Here is a 17580-nt window from a genome sequence, read left to right on the forward strand (position 1 = left end):
TAGGTTTATTCTGTTCTAAAATAAAGTTTTCATAACCCTGACGATCTTCATTCATCGCATCATAAGCTAAACCAATACTGAAACGCGTATTAGGTAATAGATCTTTACCCGTCCAACGTAGATCCGCACCATAATAATCACGTTCAAAATCAATTACACCGCCCGCCTGACGTGGATTGTTCTGCGTTGACATTGGAATAGACTGGTATTGCGTCACCTCACGATGCCCCAAATACACCATGCTATAAATTTCATTTTGATCATTGAGCGGTTTCGTCCAATTCAACCCAGTTTGTGTCTGATTGATATCTTTACGCACATTAAACTGCTTTAAAAATGGCACTTGTTGTTGAGGATCAGCTTTCCATTGAGCTCGTGTCAAACCTTGCGGATCATTGGCAGAAATATCAACATAATTCATTAACCAATTGATTTTAGAACCATCTACTAAATTCCAAGTCAATTTTGCATTGCTTAAAACTTTTTGCGCTTGGCTATGCTCACGATAACCATCGGTGTCAAAATACGATGAACTCACCACATAACTCGGTTCATTGGCTTTGTCTGCACCACCTTGTAAAATAATATTGGTACGGTTTTTATGATGACTCCCACCTGAATAACCAAGCTCAATCGAATCACGACCTTGCCCTTCTTTGGTTGTGGTTAAAATTGTCCCACCAGAAGAGTTTCCATAAAGTGATGAAAATGGCCCACCAAGTACTTCTATATGATCCAAACTGTTTAAATCAATATTAGAAGTCTGCCCTTGTCCATCGGGCATAGTTGCAGGAATACCATCGACATATAAGCGAATCCCACGCACCCCAAATGTTGAACGTGCGCCAAAACCACGCATAGATAGCTGTAAGTCTTGCGCATAATTTTCACGATTATTTAATTGTAAGCCAGGAATCCCTTTCAGCGTTTCTGTGAGATTGACCCCCATATTATTTTGATGTTGAGCTTGATCTATACGATACACTGACGCAGGCGTGTCTAGAATATGAGTTTCTGAGCGCGTTGCCTCAACCTTGATCGTCGGAAGTCGTTGAATCAACGGCTGAGATTCTGACTCAGCATATAAGCTTTGGGCAATGCATGCCGTTAAACAAAGTAGTGTCGTTCTAGTTTTTAAATGAGTCACTCTTTGCATTTACGGCTTCCTTTGAAATATTTAGAAAAATAACATCCCTCCTAAATGACCAAAAGTGATACTGGCTTTGACTGGTCTATTCAGCGAATAGACACACTAAAATCAAAGCATGAATCATTTAGTTGGGTACTGAATTGTTAAGCTGCACATTATACCCTGCATCGTCTCATTCAACTGTCTCTAATTTGTGCCATTAAATTGAACACTTTTTTTACTCATTCTCCAGCAATGAGTGGCGCTGTAAGTTGCCATGATTTTTTCTTAGCATAGCATTCAATCGATATGTAGCTTTTATTCTATCTAGATCAAACTAACTCAGTATCAATCTTCTCAGCTTTATACGAGTAGCATTCTCCAATACAATAAGCCCAATGTTTTGTATTCTGATGATGACATGCCTGAACTTCCAGAAGTTGAAACAACAAAAACCAGTTTGTTGCCTTTGCTTAACCAAAAAGTGGTCGATATCCAAGTCCGGGAATCTCGCCTAAGATGGCCTATTCCTGAAGATATTCACAATTTAAAAGGGCAAAAATTATTAAAATTGAGCCGTCGCTCAAAGTATATTTTGGCTGAGTTTGAAACACATAGCATGCTTTGGCATCTCGGTATGTCAGGCAGTTTTAGAATTTGTGAACCACAAGATGAATTGAGAAAACACGATCACTTGATTATTCAATTTGAAGATCAACAATTGTGCTACCATGATCCACGCCGTTTTGGCTGTATTATTTGGCTCAATGAGGAAAGCCAAACTAAATTAATTGACACCCTTGGTCCAGAACCTTTAAGCGAATCTTTTAATGAAGAATATTTAAGCAATAAATTAAAAAATAAAAATGTCGGCATAAAAGTTGCAATTATGGATAACCATATCGTGGTTGGTGTGGGCAATATTTATGCTACAGAAAGTTTATTTAATTTAGGTATTCATCCAGCACAGCCAGCTTCGACATTATCCACAGCGCAAATTCAAAAACTGGTTATTGAAATAAAACGTATTTTGAAACAAGCGATTGATTTAGGTGGCTCAACGTTAAGAGACTATAGCAATGCAATGGGTGAAAATGGTTATTTTCAACAAACCTTATTGGCCTATGGTCGTGCGGGTGAAATGTGTGTGAACTGTGAAACAACATTGGAAAACTTGAAATTGGGACAGCGTGCAAGTGTGTTTTGCCCACAATGCCAACCTTTGAAAAAAGTGAACACTTCTCAAACTCAGCGAGGTCAATCTAAATGAAAACTGCAATTGTTCGTCATATACTCGTCAAAGATAAAGGCTTAGCAGAACAGCTTAAAAAGAAGATTTTAGACGGTGCTGATTTTTCAAAAGTTGCGAAACAGTATTCAACCTGTAATTCAGCCAAACGTGGTGGTGAACTTGGTGAAGTGAAAAAGGGGCAATTGGTTCCTGTGATTGATAAACTGGTTTTTACAGCAGCAGAACATATTTTACATGGACCCGTTAAAAGCCAATTTGGGTTTCACCTCCTTGAAATTAAATTTCGTATGGATTTTTAAACCAGCTCATTGAGTATTTATATTTATTCAAATGCGTTGAGAATAAAGCTTAATTTGTAGGCTGCGTTTCAACGCTATAATCTTCCACAAATTTTGAATACTGATCGATATAAGGTCTAAACATTTCTGCACGTGTGGTGAAGTAAAATACCTCATTGCCATTATGTACAATGGTTTCAGGTGATTTACCATTGCAAAAGCCGTTATCAGATTCAACAGCAGTTTTTAAACTGATAAAATTCTTTTCCGCTTGTTGTGCATCTTCAAAAGCAAAAACCAATAAACTAAAATCTGGACGCACTTGGTTCTGACCAATTTTTACCAGACTCTCTGCTCTATATGAGCGTATGCCATCCCCTTTGACTTGAATAATTTTATTGTTGGTACAATCATTTTCAGACCAAGATCGACCACTTTCTTTCTCAACAAATTCAAATTGATCTTTTAACAATTGCGTTTGTAATACCACCAATAACGCATCATTTTCATCAATTGATTTTGCCTCAATTACTTCAAAAGTGGTTTTTTCATTGGGCATATCTGCAAAACTTAGATTCTTGGTTTTATTTTGAATATCATTTTGATTGTTTTGCTGCTCTGAACAACTGAAGAGTCCAAAAATCATCATGAATATGATTAAACGTTTTGTCATTATAATATTCCGATCATCCTATAAACATGATCATAAACGATTCATAAAAAAAACGGCACTTAAAAGTGCCGTTTAATGATGATTATTTATACATGATTAAGCTTGTGGACGTTTTTTTAGTTCATCACGGATTTCACGTAATAATTCAATATCTTCTGGCGTCGTAGCCGGTGCTTCTTCCGCTGGCTTACGAATTTTATTTAAGAATTTAACCAGTAAAAATACAACCCACATTAAGATCAGGAAGTTCAACACAATCGTGATGAAGTTACCATAAGTTAAAACATTCACACCCGCTTTGGTTAGCTCATCTAATGAAGTCAGGTTACTCGGGTTATCACCAAGTACAATAAATTTCTGAGTAAAATCAACGCCCCCACCAGTAATCACAGAAATTAATGGCATGATGATGTCTTTTACTAAAGAATCAATAATTTTATTAAAAGCACCACCGATGATTACACCAATAGCCAAGTCCATCATGTTGCCTTTGATAGCAAACGCTTTGAATTCTGAAATAATGCTCATTTGTATCTCCACGCGCTCTTATTGCGTAATTTTTATGTGACGAAGTATACATTAAAATTTAATATATATTTCCAGCTAATTTACTCGGTTTTTATAAATTTCGTATATTTTTTTTACAATTTATACAAAAAAACCGCAACTCTCTGACGAATTGCGGTTTTCTATAGAAATTTTAAGAATTTCTATTTAAAACGATTACATACCACGTGCAGCACGTTTACGATCATTTTCAGTTAAGAATTTTTTACGAATACGAACTGATTTAGGTGTAACTTCAACTAATTCATCATCTTCAATAAATTCTAAAGCTTGTTCAAGCGTGAATTTAATTGCAGGTGTCAATGTTAAAGCTTCATCTGTACCTGATGCACGCATGTTCGTTAACTGCTTCGCTTTTGTTGGGTTTACAGTCATGTCGTCTGAACGTGAGTTCATACCAACAATCATCCCCTCATACACTTCTAATTGTGGTTCAGCAAATAGACGACCACGATCTTGTAGCGTGAATAGAGCGAAAGCTAAACATGTACCATTCACCATTGATACAAGTACACCGTTTTGACGCTTCGCAACAGCACCTTGCTTAGCAGGACCATAATGCGAGAAGCTTGAAGTCATAATACCAGTACCAGAAGTAATGGTTAAGAATTCAGAACGGAAACCAATCAAGCCACGTGAAGGTACAGTCGCTTCAATACGCATACGACCTTTACCGTCGACTTCCATATTGGTTAACTCACCTTTACGGTTACCCATTTGTTCCATTACAGAACCTTGGTGTTGTTCTTCAACGTCAAAAGTTACGTTTTCGTATGGCTCTTGCATTTCGCCATCAACTTCTTTCATGATCACTTGCGGACGAGATACACCCATCTCGAAGCCTTCACGGCGCATTGTTTCGATCAATACAGAAAGATGAAGCTCACCACGACCAGAAACTTTGAAACGGTCTGGACTGTCAGTGTCTTCAACACGTAATGCTACGTTATGGATCAATTCACGATCTAAACGCTCACGGATATTACGTGAAGTTACGAATTTACCTTCTTTACCAGCAAACGGAGAGTTGTTTACTTGGAAAGTCATCGAAACTGTAGGTTCATCTACAGACAATGCAGGTAAAGCTTCAACATTTTTAGGATCACAAATGGTGTCAGAAATATTCAATGCATCTAAACCAGTGATACATACGATATCACCCGCTTGTGCAGAATCAACGTCAACACGCTCTAAACCGTGGTAACCCATGATTTTTAAGATACGACCGTTACGTGTCTTACCATCTTTATCAATCACTGTTACAGGTGTATTTGTTTTTACTGAACCACGTTGAATACGACCAACACCGATTACACCGACGAAACTATTATAGTCAAGTGATGAAATTTGCATTTGGAATGGACCATCAACATCTACTGAAGGTGGTTCAACGATGTCTACGATTGTTTCAAATAACGGGGTCATATCTTCTGCTAATTCTTCTGGAGAAGGACCAGCTACACCACGTAAACCTGATGCATAAACAACTGGGAAGTCTAACTGTTCGTCAGTACCACCAAGGTTATCAAACAAATCAAATACTTGATCAATTACCCAATCTGGACGAGCACTTGGCTTGTCAACTTTGTTAATGATCACGATTGGTTTCAAACCACGTGCGAACGCTTTTTGCGTTACGAAACGAGTTTGTGGCATTGGACCTTCTTGTGAATCGACAAGAAGAAGTACGCAATCAACCATAGACATAACACGTTCAACTTCACCACCAAAGTCAGCATGTCCTGGGGTGTCAACAATGTTAATACGGTATTCAGTGTCAGTACGTTTGTCTAACCATTTAATTGCAGTGTTTTTTGCAAGAATGGTAATACCACGCTCAGATTCCAACGCATTCGAATCCATGACACGCTCGATCTCACCCGCGCGATCACCGAGAGCACCAGATTGTTGCAGAAGTTTGTCTACCAGAGTGGTTTTACCATGATCGACGTGCGCAATGATGGCAATGTTACGGAGAGTTTTAATATCAGACATGTAAATTCGATACGCTTTAAATTTGAGGGCAAATTATACAGAAAAATCTTAACTTTTAGTAGTGACAGTTTATTGACAGTTACAAGTTTTTTTCACAAGGCCCCCTTTTTTATTTTGTAATGGCATGTAAACCGATTAGAATAGCGCCATCTTGCTGCTTCTCCCGCTGTGGTCATGTCTGATTTTAATACACCTCCCAAACAAACTCAGGGTCAAATTGACCTTATTTATGGTCTCAATGATCACCCAAAACCACTTATCGCTTTTTTTGCGGCCTTACAACATTTATTAGCGATTATTGTTCCAATTGTAACACCAGGTTTACTAATCTGTTTGGCTTTAGGTGTTTCTCCACAAGACACCAACATGATTCTTTCCATGTCATTGGTCATTTCAGGTGTCGCAACTTATTTACAATGTAAAAAAATTGGGCCATTTGGTGCAGGCTTACTGATTGTTCAGGGCACAAGTTTTAACTTTATTGGCCCGATGATCGGTATTGGCTCTGCTATGGTTGCGGCAGGCACACCTGTTGAAGCGGTGATGGCGTCTATTTTCGGCGTCGTGATTGCTGGATCATTTATTGAAATGGGTGTATCTCGCATTTTGCCTTGGGTGAAAAAGCTGATTACACCATTGGTGACAGGTATTGTTGTGCTGTTGATTGGTTTAACCTTAATTAAAGAAGGCCTCATCAGCATGGGCGGTGGCTATCAAGCCATGTCAGATAAAACCTTTGCCAGTGCCGACAATCTCATCATGTCATGTACTGTACTTGCCATTATTATCCTACTGAATCGTGTAAAAGTTGTTTGGGTAAAAAGCTCAGCTATTTTAATTGCTTTAGTTGTCGGTTATGTACTTGCAGGTTTTATGGGCTATTTAAACTTTTCAGGTTTAAAAGATGCGCCACTTATACAAATCCCATCACCGATGCATTTTGGAATTAGCTTCTCTTGGAGTTTATTTATTCCAATGGCATTTATTTACTTGGTGACCTCTTTAGAAGCGATTGGTGATGTGACAGCAACTTCGAAAATTTCTAATCAGCCAGTTGATGGCCCAGTTTGGATGGAACGTATCAAAGGGGGGGTTTTGGTCAATGGTGCAAACTCTTTCTTAGCTGGTATTTTCAATACTTTCCCAAGCTCTGTATTTGCTCAAAATAATGGTGTCATTCAACTCACAGGTGTGGCTAGTCGTTATGTCGGGATTTGGATCGCAGTATTATTGGTGATTCTTGGTTTATTCCCCGCAGTTGCAGGTGTCATTCAGGCTGTACCGCAAGCTGTGCTTGGCGGTGCCGTAATGGTCATGTTTGGTGCAGTTGCTGCTTCTGGCATTAACATTTTATCGGGAATTCAGTTAGATCGTCGTGCCCTTTTGATTATTGCAATTTCTTTAGGACTAGGTTTGGGTGTTGCACAAGTTCCTCAAATTTTGGAACATTTACCAGAATTGGCACGTAATATTTTTAGTTCTGGTGTTGCCACAGGCGGTCTTGCAGCTTTGATTTTAAATTTAGTTTTACCTGAAACTAAAAAATAGTCAGTCTATTCTTTATAATGCCCAGCTTAGTCTGGGCATTATTGTTCAAATTTTTATGATGGATGGTGAATATGGAGCCAAGAAGTGAAGTTGTCATTCGACAGCATGACTATCTTTCTGGACGAGTTTTATTGGTCAATGCGCCAACGGATGATTTACTTTCAAATTTAGCTCATGACATCGAAGCAAGTATTTGGACGTGGAATTACAACGAATTTCAGTATTTTCAAAATCTAAAAGCCGATGTACATTTTGGTACAGATCTGCCTGAGTCCGATTTTGACCAAGCTGTAATTTTTGTCCCGAAATCGAAAGAACTGCTCAATTATATTTTGCATAATTTGGTCAGTCGTTTGCCTGTTGGTGCTTCTATTTTCCTCGTTGGAGAAAAGAAAGGGGGCGTTGAGCGTGCTGCAAAACAGTTACAACCTTATGGGCAAACCACGAAATTAGACAGCGCTCGTCATTGTCAAATGTGGCAACTGACCACCAATACCACGGTTACAGCAAAACCATTAACGCAATGGGCACAACATTATAATGTTGCCACACCTGCTGGTGAACTGACCATTTGTGCTTTACCAGGGGTATTTAGTCAAAACCATTTAGATATTGGCACAGCTGTTTTGCTGCCTTATTTAAAACAAGTGACTTCTGGAAAAATTGCTGATTTTGGTTGCGGTGCTGGGGTAATCAGTGCTTATTTGTCCAAGTTAAATCCTAAAAATCGTATTTTTGCGTTGGATGTCGATGCTTTTGCATTGGCCTCAACCCAAATGACATTTGAAAAAAATAGCTTACCCTTAGAACAGCTTGAAGTTAAAGCAGTCACAGGCATCGAAGATGCACCTTTATTTTTACATGCGATTGTCAGCAATCCTCCATTTCACCAAGGCATACAGACCGATTATAATGCCAGTGAAACTTTGTGTAAGACTGCACGACGCCATTTAAAATCTGGTGGTGAATTATGGATTGTGGCAAACCGCTTCCTCAATTATCCATTACTCATTGAGCAGAGCTTTAGTCAATGTACGACTAAGGCCGATCAACAAGGCTTTAAAGTGCTGTTCGCCAACACTCAAAAAAATCTTAAGGAAGAACGATGAGCGAAACAGGTCATCCAGAGCTCAAGCGTAAGCTTGGAGCTCGACATTTAAATATGATCGCCATCGGCGGTTCTATTGGTACAGGATTATTCCTTGCCTCAGGTCAAACGATTGCGACAGCTGGCCCGGGTGGTGCACTGCTTGCTTATGCACTGATTGGACTCATGATTTATTTCTTGATGACCAGTTTAGGTGAGTTAGCAACGCACAATCCGACATCAGGCGCATTTTTCACATATGGCAATAAATATGTTGAAGAAGGCTTTGGTTTCGCACTGGGTTGGAATTATTGGTATAACTGGGCGATTACGGTCGCATTTGAACTGGTTGCCGTCCAATTTATCATGAAGTTTTGGTTTCCAGATATTCCTGGCTTTTGGTGGAGTGCCTTATTCCTAGCTATTATTTTCTTTATCAATGCTTTAACAGTCAAAGGCTTTGGTGAAAGTGAATTTTTGTTCTCATTGGTCAAAGTCGTTGCGATTATCTTCTTTATTGCGATTGGTCTATTCATGATTGGAAAAATCATGCTTGATCCAACTCAATCTGTGACCAAAAACTGGACCCTTGGTGAAGCACCTTTTGTCGGTGGTTTCCAAGCATTGGTTGGTGTCGCCATGATTGCAGGATTTTCATTCCAAGGTACTGAAATGGTTGGGGTTGCTGCGGGTGAATCTAAAGATCCGAAAAAGACCATTCCAATTGCAATTAAACAAATCTTTTGGCGTATTCTTTTATTCTATATCTTGTGTATTTTCATCATTGGAACATTGATAGCCTACACAGACCCAAATCTTGCTTTAGCGGCTGAGGGTGATGGTAATATTACCCTTTCACCATTTACCTTGTTGTATGAAAAAGCAGGGTTAGCATTTGCTGCAGGTTTGATGAATGCGGTGATTTTAACTGCGATTCTTTCCGCAGGTAATTCAGGCATGTACTCGTCTACACGTATGCTATTTGGTATGGCACGTGAAGGTCGTGCACCAAAATGCTTTGGTAAATTAGATATTCGTGGCGTTCCAATGAATGCCTTATATGCCACCACTGCAATTGCTGCACTTTGTTTCTTGACCACATTTATTGGTGAAAGCCAAGTATTTACATGGCTACTGAATATGTCAGGCATGTGCGGCTTTATTGTTTGGTTAGGTATTGCAATTTCACACTATCGCTTCCGTAAAGGCTATTTAGCGCAAGGTTATAAGCTTGAAGATTTAGCCTACCGTGCCAAATTCTTCCCATTTGCACCTTGGTTTGCCTTTATCTTATGTACGATTGTTGTACTCGGTCAAAATTACCAAGCGGTACTGGATGGTGACTGGATGAGTGCGATCTCTACTTATATCAGTATTCCATTATTCCTTGCAATTTGGTTAGGCTACAAATGGAAGCATCGTAGCAAACTCATTTCTTACAAAGAAATGGATGTTCAACCATTTGATATTGATAAAGAATAACTTCTCCAATCAGTTAAATTCAAGCAGCTTTCGAGCTGCTTTTTTATTGCATATAAAGCTTGTAGAATTTAAGAGTAATTAGCCGCGTTTTAAAAATGATTTTTAAAATTAATTGACAAAATGATTTTTATTTATAGAATAGCCGCCATTGGTTCATTTCCAACCAAAAGATTTTCATTCACTGTGGTTTTACCAAACCTCAAAATATAAGGAGTATGACATGCCGAAACAAGAGAGAAATTTTAAATAAGATTAAGCAGTCGTCTACTCACGGGCACTGAATTAATCCCAAGTGTCCGAATGTCAGTTTCAACCTAGCATTCGCTAGGTTTTTTATGATCTAAAATTTGAATCTAGTCTTCAAATGAAGTCCTTTTAAAACAATTTCGGACAATAAAAATAATTTGCTTAGAGAAAGAAAATGAGCATACAAATGATTTTAAACGCCAAAGCAGAATATGGCGTTCCCGTAAAAATTTATACTCAAGATGTGGATGATGAAAGCCTAACCCAATTACGTAAAATGGCACAATTACAATTTATTCACTCACATATTGCAGTCATGCCTGATGTACATTTAGGCAAAGGTGCAACGGTAGGTAGCGTAATTCCAACTAAGAATGCCATTATTCCTGCCGCTGTAGGCGTTGATATTGGTTGTGGAATGAATGCTTTACGGCTGAGTTTAAAAGCTGGGCAATTACCTGATAATTTAAGCGCTTTACGTAATGCGATTGAAAGAAAAGTACCTGTTGGCTTTGAAATGCACAAACTCGCCAAAGCCAAAGCTTCTACACTTTCACCCTTAGATAAAAAACTAAAATTGATCACAGATAAACACCCTGCCTTGAAACGCATGTTACGAAACTTTGATTCAACATGGCAGAAACAGCTAGGTACATTGGGTGGTGGTAATCACTTCATCGAACTGTGTATTGATGAAAATGATGACATTTGGGTGATGTTGCATTCGGGCAGTCGTGGTCTTGGCAATGTGATTGGTACATATTTTATAGAACGTGCTAAAAAAGAAGCACAGCATCGTTTTGGGCATGTGCCAGATAAGGATTTAAGTTATTTTGCAGAAGGCTCAACCAATTTTGATGATTATGTTGAAGCTGTAGAATGGGCTCAAGGATATGCTTATGAAAACAGACGTGAAATGATGCGTTTGATTTTAGAGGCTATTCGTCCTTTATTACCAAGCTTTCAAATGACCAAAGAAGCGATCAATTGTCATCACAATTATGTACAAAAGGAGCTTCATTTTGGTGAAGAGATTTTTGTCACACGTAAAGGTGCAATTCGTGCAGGTCTTGATGAATATGGCATCATCCCTGGTTCAATGGGTGCACAATCCTTTATTGTCAAAGGTAAAGGAAACCCAGAATCTTTTTGCTCATGTTCACATGGTGCAGGTAGAAAAATGAGTCGAACTAAAGCCAAGAACTTATTTAATCAACAAGATTTAATCGCACAAACTCAAGGGATTGAATGTCGGAAAGACAAAGGTGTTGTTGATGAAATACCGAGTGCGTATAAAGATATTCATCAAGTCATGGCCAATCAAAGCGATCTAATTGAAGTTGTACATACCTTGAAACAAGTCTTATGTATCAAAGGTTAAGTTTCAAACTTTAGTTAAAGTTTAAAAAGATAAAGTCAAAGATTTCGACTTAACAATTTTTTTTACTTAAGACTATTCACTTAGGATCTCAGTAAATTTCGATTTGCTGAGATCATCCATCAAAATCAGCTATAGCGAATAGGTGCTTGATAATCACCAATAATAATCACTTGCTGACAAATTCCCTCTGCCCGACGCTGCTGTTCAAAAACCACTGCTGGCATAGCATCAAAACTATCGAAGAAACAAATTTCATTTTCATCTATTGAAAAGACCAGTGAATGATTACCAACCCCGTCTACAGTATCGTAATAGACAATTGCAAAATAACCTTGTGACACTGCATTTTGAATATCCTGATATGCCAAAGCTTGATATATCGGAACATTTAAAGCTTTGGCTTCAGCATAACAATTGATTTCTTTTTCATGGATATCTGGATCATCATCTGTATAAAACCTGATATCGAAACCCAACTTTTTTAAGCCTAAAGCCAGCCCGATACTAAAAGTTCCATCTTCTCGATCATACTGACAAAGCTTAGCAAGTTGATCAATCTCAATTTGAATCGAACGATGCTGTAACACGACCCAAACTGCAAATATTCCACAATTCGCTTCAAGATCAATCAGTTGTTTAGGAAGTTGCAAACTCATGAATATACAGACTAAAACCAAGTACAAAGATGATTCATTATAATACGTTTCATTTGATATCGAAGCTATTCAAATCATGTTATCCATCTCATCACTGGATCTTTAATGTTACAGTTACTCTTCTATTCTTGGCCCGACCATCTGCCGTGCTATTATTTGCAATAGGTTTTACTGGTCCTAATCCAGTTGCAATGAGTTGATTTGGATTCACTTGATATTCACGAACCATAAAATCTTTTACAACATTTGCACGTATTGTCGAGACTTTATTATTTGCGGCTAAAGACCCTGTGCTATCGCTATGACCATCAATTTGCAAAACAAAGTTTTTATTATTTTTCAATAACTGCGAAGCGACTAATAATGTTGGCTGATACTGTTCATCAATTTCAGTCGATTTATTTTTAAAGTAGATCTCCAAGCCTTTTTTCAAAACCAATGTTTCTTTAGGATACATGACTTGAATTGAGTTTGTTGTTGATCCCCTATTATCTATAGAATGGCAACCATTTGATCCAAGGAAGATTAATCCTAGCAGGAGCTGACTCATATTAATGACTATGTGCTTCTTATTCATTATTTTTAATTCACTTAACATTTAGAAATTTTAACCATTATAATTATTTTATAAAAAAAAGCGACTCTGACGAGTCGCTTTTTTATTCTCAATAAATTATTGAGTTACAGTACGGCTACCAGTGATCGTCGCGAATACACGACGGTTCATAGCACGACCTTCTTTAGTTTTGTTGTCAGCAATCGGTTGATCCCAAGCGAAACCTTGAGTAGACAAACGAGATGCATCGATGTTGTATTCGCTTACTAGCGCTGATTTAACAGAGTTAGCACGAGCTAAAGATAAACGTTCGTTTAACTTACGTGGACCAGTGTTATCTGTGTGACCTTCAATACGAGCAGTCGCATTCGGGAATTCAACTAATTTTTCAGCTACTTTCGCAACTTCTGGTTTGTATTGGTCTTTGATGTTTGATTTGTTTGTATCAAAGAACACACGAAGTTCCATGTTCAAATCTTCAGTCAATTGTTGTGGCTCAGGAGCTACAGGAACTGGAGCTGGAACAACTGGAGCAACTTCTACTACAGGAGCAGCAGGCTTCAAGTGACCACCAAGAACTACGTTAAGACCTGCAAGAGCAGTATAGTTCCAGAATTTTTCATCAAAGTTATAAGTACCACGAGCTTCAGTACGAAGAGACAAAGCATCGTTTAAGCGCCAGAAAGCACCAACACCAGCATTACCTAAAGTACCTTCTTCATTAGAGTGGTAAGACATATCGTCTAGGTCATATTTGTAATGACCAGCACCTAATAAAACGTAAGGTTTGATTTTGCTGTCATAGTTTTTAGTGATCAAATCAGAAGTAGCATAGAAGTTACCATTGATTTGAGTTTGTTTATATTCAGAACCAGCAACGCCAGTACCGTCTAAATCACCTTTAACTTGGTTATATTCAGCTTCGAAACCTAACCATGGAGTAAGCTCTACACCAAGAGCAGCACCAACGAATAAATCGTCTTGAAGCTCAGGGCCAGCAGTTAACTCACCTTTGTCTCCACCGTTATTGTGTTGAGAATCTTGGAAAGTGTAACCAAGCATTAAAGGTGTAACAGTTACACCAGCGTTAGCAGCAGCGAATGGCGCAGCAACAAGCATTGCAAGTGCGATACGACTCAATTTCATGGATATCCTCCAGAGATAACAATTGTTTTGTTCAAGCTTAGCCTAAAATTTATTGGCTATCCTGAGATAGAATTTAATACCCCAGTATTATTTTTAAGCTACTCATGTTGAATCATACAAACACTTGATTCTTTTTCCAAGTGCTTGATAACTTTAATCAAGTAAATTATTGACAAAATTACTTACAATTTCCGTTGTAATTCGGTAAATTTTTACTCAATTTTTCTTCATGGATCGCTTATCTTTTTGCTACTTTTATTTTAACAGCAAAAGAATACGATAGTAATAAATATTTTACTACAATTACCTTTGTATCAAATTTAAAAGAAAAAACATTATTTATCAAATAAAAACACACAACAACAGAAGATTTTATTATGTACTTTTATTGTAAAGACTGCGGTTTTACGCTATTTGAGCTCATTGTAACTATTTCAATAATCTCAATTTTAAGCCTAATATGCATTCCCCACTATCACAATATGATGCAAAAGCAAGAACTTAACTCAATAAGGCCTTTGACTCAACAATACTTATCATTTGCAAAAAGTCAAGCCCTAGTGCTGCATACTCCAGTTGTGATCTGTTCATCGGAAAACTTAAACCAGTGCCAAAATAACCAATGGGACAAAGGGGTCATCATCTTTACTGATAGGAATCGAAATAAATCAATCGACACGGATGAGCATATACTCTTTAAAACTGAACATAATCTTAAATATGGTCACTTGACTTGGAGTGGTAGTTCAAGTAGTACCCATGTACTGACCTTACAAGGAGATACAGGACTCCCTAGAGGTGCACCAGGAAGTTTTTATTATTGTAGCAATGCGGCTCAAATAAAAACTGATCTAAGGCTTTATATCGGAAGAATGGGAAATATTCGCCCCGATACAAACTATAGATGCTAAAAACTGGTCACTACAGTCTAGATATATTCAATATTGATACTTTCTTCTGAATCAGTTTTTTATATACTGCTTAGGTTTTTGAAAAAATCATAGAATACTGATTGGAGAATAGAACAATGACTGACATCGTAATTGTGAATGGTGCACGTACCGCAATGGGTGGATTCCAAGGAAGCCTTGCGGATGTTACAGCTCCTGATTTAGGCGCTGTGACAATTAAGGAAGCCATTGCTCGTGCTGGTTTACAACCGAGTGATGTACAAGAAGTCATTATGGGTTGTGTACTTCCAGCAGGTTTAAAGCAAGGTCCAGCTCGTCAAGCCATGCGTAAAGCGGGTCTTCCTGATTCTACTGGCGCAGTAACGATTAATAAACTGTGTGGTTCTGGCATGAAAGCCGTAATGCAAGCTGCCGATGCAATTAAAGCAGGTTCTGCTGAAGTCGTTGTTGCAGGTGGTATGGAATCAATGACCAATGCACCGTATTTATTGCCTAAAGCTCGCGGTGGTTACCGTATGGGTCATGGTGAAGTTAAAGATCATATGTTCTTTGATGGTTTAGAAGATGCTGAAACAGGTCGTTTGATGGGTTCATTTGCGCAAGATATGGCAAACACTCGTGGTTATAGCCGTGAACAGATGGACAATTTTGCGATTCGTTCACTACAACGTGCTCAAAAAGCCATTACAGAAGGTTATTTTGCAGACGAAATCACACCTGTTACGGTATCTACGCGTAAAGGCGATGTGATTGTTGATAAAGATGAACAACCATTCAATGCCAATATTGAAAAAATCCCAACTTTACGCCCAGCTTTTGCTAAAGATGGAACAATTACTGCGGCGAATGCAAGTTCAATTTCTGATGGTGCTTCAGCACTAGTTCTAACATCTGCAGATCATGCTGCGGCAAAAGGGTTAAAACCTCTTGCTAAAATCGTTGCTTATGCATCAAATTCACAACACCCTTCTGAGTTCACTATTGCTCCAGTTGGCGCAATCCAAAAAGTTTTAAACAAAACGGGTTGGGATGCTCAAGATGTAGACCTTTGGGAAATCAATGAAGCATTTGCAATGGTTACCATGTGCCCAATTGATGACTTCAAATTAGATATCGAGAAAGTCAATATCAATGGTGGCGCATGTGCGCTTGGTCATCCTGTTGGTTCTACAGGTTCACGTATTATTTTGACTCTAATCCATGCATTAAAACGTACTGGTGGTAAAAAAGGGATTGCTGCACTTTGTATCGGTGGTGGTGAGGCAACAGCAGTAGCAATCGAAATTTTATAAAAAGTGTCTATAATTCATTAGAATTCCACCCTAATCTGCTGTTTAAGATAGGGCATCAAAATCCTCCATTGATTGGAGGATTTTTTTATTTTCAATTACAAAAGATCCATCAATTTTAAGCAACGAACTGCTAGATTATTCTCTTCAAAACAAAAAATGGATTTTTAGCATGCACCTCAATCACTATTTAAATTTTCAAGGTGAAACTGAAGCCGCTTTTAACTTCTATAAGTCTGTGTTTGGTGGCGAGTTTCTGATTTTCAAACGTTATTCAGAACTTCCTGATGCTCAAATTTCTGAAAAAGAAAAAGATTACCTTCTCCACGTATCTTTGCCAATAAATAGTTTTACAGTACTCATGGGTTCAGATGTTTCAGAACAATTTTGCGCCCCAAATAACGCACCTTTCACCAAAGGCAACAACCATTATATTTCCATCAATTTAGATCCACATGAAGAAGATGAAGCTCGTCGTCTTTTCAATGCGTTGTCTGTCAATGGTGAAATTGAAATGGCGCTAGACAATACCTTTTGGGGTGCATTATATGGTGCTTTTACCGATCAATTTGGTGTGAAATGGATGGTCAATTGCCAATTATTGGCTGAATAGTTTTTTAATCATTTTCCCGAAATGCAATATAGCCTATTGAAAAGCAATCATTTAGGTTATATTGCATTGCATATTTCAACAACATTTATAACAAGACGATGACCGGCCTTACACATACTATTCTGATTATTCTCATCACGATTCTGACCTCTATTGCCGCTTGGCAGCATCGTAATATCATGAATCGTTTAATTTTTAATATTTCAGCCATTAAACATGGTCAATATGACCGGTTCCTGACACACGGTTTTATTCATAATGATGGTGTGCATCTTTTCTTTAATATGTTCACACTTTATTTCTTCGGGCGAAGTATTGAATGGTTCTTTCGTGACTATTTAAGTGGTATGGGTTTTGTCTTGTTCTATTGTAGTGCCATTATTGTGGCTGCTATTCCAAGTTACCTACACAATCGAAACTTAAATTCTTACCGTAGTTTAGGTGCATCAGGTGCAGTCAATGCTGTACTTTTCAGTGCCATTTTATTTGATCCTTGGGGAATGATTTATATTTATTTTATCCCTGTTCCTGCCATTATTTTTGGAACAATTTATCTGTGCTATAGCATGTATGCGATTCGTTCAGGGCATTCTCCATTGATCGACCACCGAGCTCATATTGCCGGTGCCGTTTATGGTTTCTTATTTCCAATTCTGCTTGCACCATCACTCGGCGCAGCTTTCTTTTATAAATTTATTGATACGCCATTATTTTAAATAGAATCACCTATCTAAATACAAAAAAAGCTGGACTCAAGTCCAGCTTTTCATA

General features: G+C 38.1%; 17 protein-coding genes. 10 read left to right on the forward strand and 7 right to left on the reverse strand.

What is annotated here, in order from left to right; genetic code table 11:
- A partial coding sequence (locus D7V20_RS04335) for a TonB-dependent receptor (RefSeq protein ID WP_171407759.1) occupies window positions 1-1156 on the reverse strand: 1156 nt, incomplete at its 3' end.
- Window positions 1157-1550: 394 nt separating this feature from the next.
- Here D7V20_RS04335 and mutM point away from each other — a divergent pair.
- On the forward strand, window positions 1551-2399 hold the full coding sequence (gene mutM / locus D7V20_RS04340; protein ID WP_120383109.1) for a bifunctional DNA-formamidopyrimidine glycosylase/DNA-(apurinic or apyrimidinic site) lyase: 849 nt from the start codon (window positions 1551-1553) through the stop codon (window positions 2397-2399).
- Complete coding sequence (locus D7V20_RS04345) at window positions 2396-2680, forward strand: peptidylprolyl isomerase (protein WP_120383110.1); 285 nt, start codon at window positions 2396-2398, stop codon at window positions 2678-2680. The genes mutM and D7V20_RS04345 overlap by 4 nt, the downstream gene beginning before the upstream one ends.
- A 49-nt stretch (window positions 2681-2729) precedes the next feature.
- Here the strand turns inward: D7V20_RS04345 and D7V20_RS04350 are convergent, their stop codons facing one another.
- The 3 genes from D7V20_RS04350 to typA form a co-directional block, all read right to left on the reverse strand.
- Window positions 2730-3332, reverse strand: a complete 603-nt coding sequence (locus D7V20_RS04350) for a hypothetical protein (RefSeq protein ID WP_120383111.1) — start codon at window positions 3330-3332, stop codon at window positions 2730-2732.
- A gap of 96 nt (window positions 3333-3428) precedes the next feature.
- On the reverse strand, window positions 3429-3860 hold the full coding sequence (gene mscL / locus D7V20_RS04355; RefSeq protein WP_120383112.1) for a large conductance mechanosensitive channel protein MscL: 432 nt from the start codon (window positions 3858-3860) through the stop codon (window positions 3429-3431).
- Window positions 3861-4055: 195 nt separating this feature from the next.
- Complete coding sequence (gene typA / locus D7V20_RS04360; protein ID WP_120383113.1) at window positions 4056-5894, reverse strand: translational GTPase TypA; 1839 nt, start codon at window positions 5892-5894, stop codon at window positions 4056-4058.
- Between the two features lie 174 nt (window positions 5895-6068).
- Between typA and D7V20_RS04365 the strand changes: the two genes are divergently transcribed.
- The 4 genes from D7V20_RS04365 (at window position 6069) to D7V20_RS04380 (ending at window position 11638) form a co-directional block, all read left to right on the forward strand.
- Entirely contained in the window at window positions 6069-7442 is a 1374-nt protein-coding gene (locus D7V20_RS04365; RefSeq protein WP_120383114.1) for a uracil-xanthine permease family protein, read from the forward strand.
- Between the two features lie 71 nt (window positions 7443-7513).
- Window positions 7514-8551, forward strand: coding sequence for a class I SAM-dependent methyltransferase (locus tag D7V20_RS04370; protein ID WP_120383115.1), 1038 nt, complete (start codon window positions 7514-7516; stop codon window positions 8549-8551).
- On the forward strand, window positions 8548-10011 hold the full coding sequence (locus tag D7V20_RS04375) for an amino acid permease (RefSeq protein ID WP_120383116.1): 1464 nt from the start codon (window positions 8548-8550) through the stop codon (window positions 10009-10011). The genes D7V20_RS04370 and D7V20_RS04375 overlap by 4 nt, the downstream gene beginning before the upstream one ends.
- Before the next feature lie 421 nt (window positions 10012-10432).
- The gene (locus tag D7V20_RS04380; RefSeq protein ID WP_120383117.1) at window positions 10433-11638 is read left to right on the forward strand and encodes an RtcB family protein; all 1206 of its coding nucleotides are present in this window, start codon (window positions 10433-10435) and stop codon (window positions 11636-11638) included.
- A gap of 125 nt (window positions 11639-11763) precedes the next feature.
- Here D7V20_RS04380 and D7V20_RS04385 read toward each other — a convergent pair whose 3' ends face one another.
- The 3 genes from D7V20_RS04385 to omp38 form a co-directional block, all read right to left on the reverse strand.
- Window positions 11764-12294, reverse strand: a complete 531-nt coding sequence (locus D7V20_RS04385; RefSeq protein WP_120383118.1) for a cysteine peptidase family C39 domain-containing protein — start codon at window positions 12292-12294, stop codon at window positions 11764-11766.
- A gap of 91 nt (window positions 12295-12385) precedes the next feature.
- Window positions 12386-12844, reverse strand: coding sequence for an OmpA family protein (locus D7V20_RS04390; RefSeq protein WP_120383220.1), 459 nt, complete (start codon window positions 12842-12844; stop codon window positions 12386-12388).
- A 123-nt stretch (window positions 12845-12967) separates the two neighbouring features.
- Window positions 12968-13996 (reverse strand): outer membrane protein Omp38, encoded by a 1029-nt coding sequence (omp38, locus tag D7V20_RS04395; RefSeq protein ID WP_120383119.1) that lies wholly within the window; start codon window positions 13994-13996, stop codon window positions 12968-12970.
- A 377-nt stretch (window positions 13997-14373) separates the two neighbouring features.
- Between omp38 and D7V20_RS04400 the strand changes: the two genes are divergently transcribed.
- From D7V20_RS04400 to D7V20_RS04415, 4 genes are all read left to right on the forward strand, one after another.
- Window positions 14374-14907, forward strand: a complete 534-nt coding sequence (locus D7V20_RS04400) for a GspH/FimT family protein (RefSeq protein WP_120383120.1) — start codon at window positions 14374-14376, stop codon at window positions 14905-14907.
- Between the two features lie 116 nt (window positions 14908-15023).
- The gene (locus tag D7V20_RS04405) at window positions 15024-16199 is read left to right on the forward strand and encodes a thiolase family protein (protein WP_120383121.1); all 1176 of its coding nucleotides are present in this window, start codon (window positions 15024-15026) and stop codon (window positions 16197-16199) included.
- 169 nt (window positions 16200-16368) lie between these two features.
- Window positions 16369-16809: a VOC family protein gene (locus D7V20_RS04410; RefSeq protein WP_120383122.1), complete on the forward strand. Its 441-nt coding sequence runs from the start codon at window positions 16369-16371 to the stop codon at window positions 16807-16809.
- 98 nt (window positions 16810-16907) lie between these two features.
- Window positions 16908-17525, forward strand: a complete 618-nt coding sequence (locus D7V20_RS04415) for a rhomboid family intramembrane serine protease (protein WP_120383123.1) — start codon at window positions 16908-16910, stop codon at window positions 17523-17525.
- Window positions 17526-17580: the final 55 nt, after the last annotated feature.

Source organism: Acinetobacter rongchengensis (assembly GCF_003611475.1).
Lineage (GTDB): Bacteria > Pseudomonadota > Gammaproteobacteria > Pseudomonadales > Moraxellaceae > Acinetobacter > Acinetobacter rongchengensis.

Excerpts from the sequence above, each read along its gene's own strand:
- mutM (WP_120383109.1), top strand. The coding sequence starts at position 1,551 with ATGCCTGAACTTCCAGAAGTTGAAACAACAAAAACCAGTTTGTTGCCT.
- D7V20_RS04345 (WP_120383110.1), top strand. The coding sequence starts at position 2,396 with ATGAAAACTGCAATTGTTCGTCATATACTCGTCAAAGATAAAGGCTTA.
- D7V20_RS04350 (WP_120383111.1), bottom strand. The coding sequence starts at position 3,332 with ATGACAAAACGTTTAATCATATTCATGATGATTTTTGGACTCTTCAGT.
- mscL (WP_120383112.1), bottom strand. The coding sequence starts at position 3,860 with ATGAGCATTATTTCAGAATTCAAAGCGTTTGCTATCAAAGGCAACATG.
- typA (WP_120383113.1), bottom strand. The coding sequence starts at position 5,894 with ATGTCTGATATTAAAACTCTCCGTAACATTGCCATCATTGCGCACGTC.
- D7V20_RS04365 (WP_120383114.1), top strand. The coding sequence starts at position 6,069 with ATGTCTGATTTTAATACACCTCCCAAACAAACTCAGGGTCAAATTGAC.
- D7V20_RS04370 (WP_120383115.1), top strand. The coding sequence starts at position 7,514 with ATGGAGCCAAGAAGTGAAGTTGTCATTCGACAGCATGACTATCTTTCT.
- D7V20_RS04375 (WP_120383116.1), top strand. The coding sequence starts at position 8,548 with ATGAGCGAAACAGGTCATCCAGAGCTCAAGCGTAAGCTTGGAGCTCGA.
- D7V20_RS04380 (WP_120383117.1), top strand. The coding sequence starts at position 10,433 with ATGAGCATACAAATGATTTTAAACGCCAAAGCAGAATATGGCGTTCCC.
- D7V20_RS04385 (WP_120383118.1), bottom strand. The coding sequence starts at position 12,294 with ATGAGTTTGCAACTTCCTAAACAACTGATTGATCTTGAAGCGAATTGT.
- D7V20_RS04390 (WP_120383220.1), bottom strand. The coding sequence starts at position 12,844 with ATGAGTCAGCTCCTGCTAGGATTAATCTTCCTTGGATCAAATGGTTGC.
- omp38 (WP_120383119.1), bottom strand. The coding sequence starts at position 13,996 with ATGAAATTGAGTCGTATCGCACTTGCAATGCTTGTTGCTGCGCCATTC.
- D7V20_RS04400 (WP_120383120.1), top strand. The coding sequence starts at position 14,374 with ATGTACTTTTATTGTAAAGACTGCGGTTTTACGCTATTTGAGCTCATT.
- D7V20_RS04405 (WP_120383121.1), top strand. The coding sequence starts at position 15,024 with ATGACTGACATCGTAATTGTGAATGGTGCACGTACCGCAATGGGTGGA.
- D7V20_RS04410 (WP_120383122.1), top strand. The coding sequence starts at position 16,369 with ATGCACCTCAATCACTATTTAAATTTTCAAGGTGAAACTGAAGCCGCT.
- D7V20_RS04415 (WP_120383123.1), top strand. The coding sequence starts at position 16,908 with ATGACCGGCCTTACACATACTATTCTGATTATTCTCATCACGATTCTG.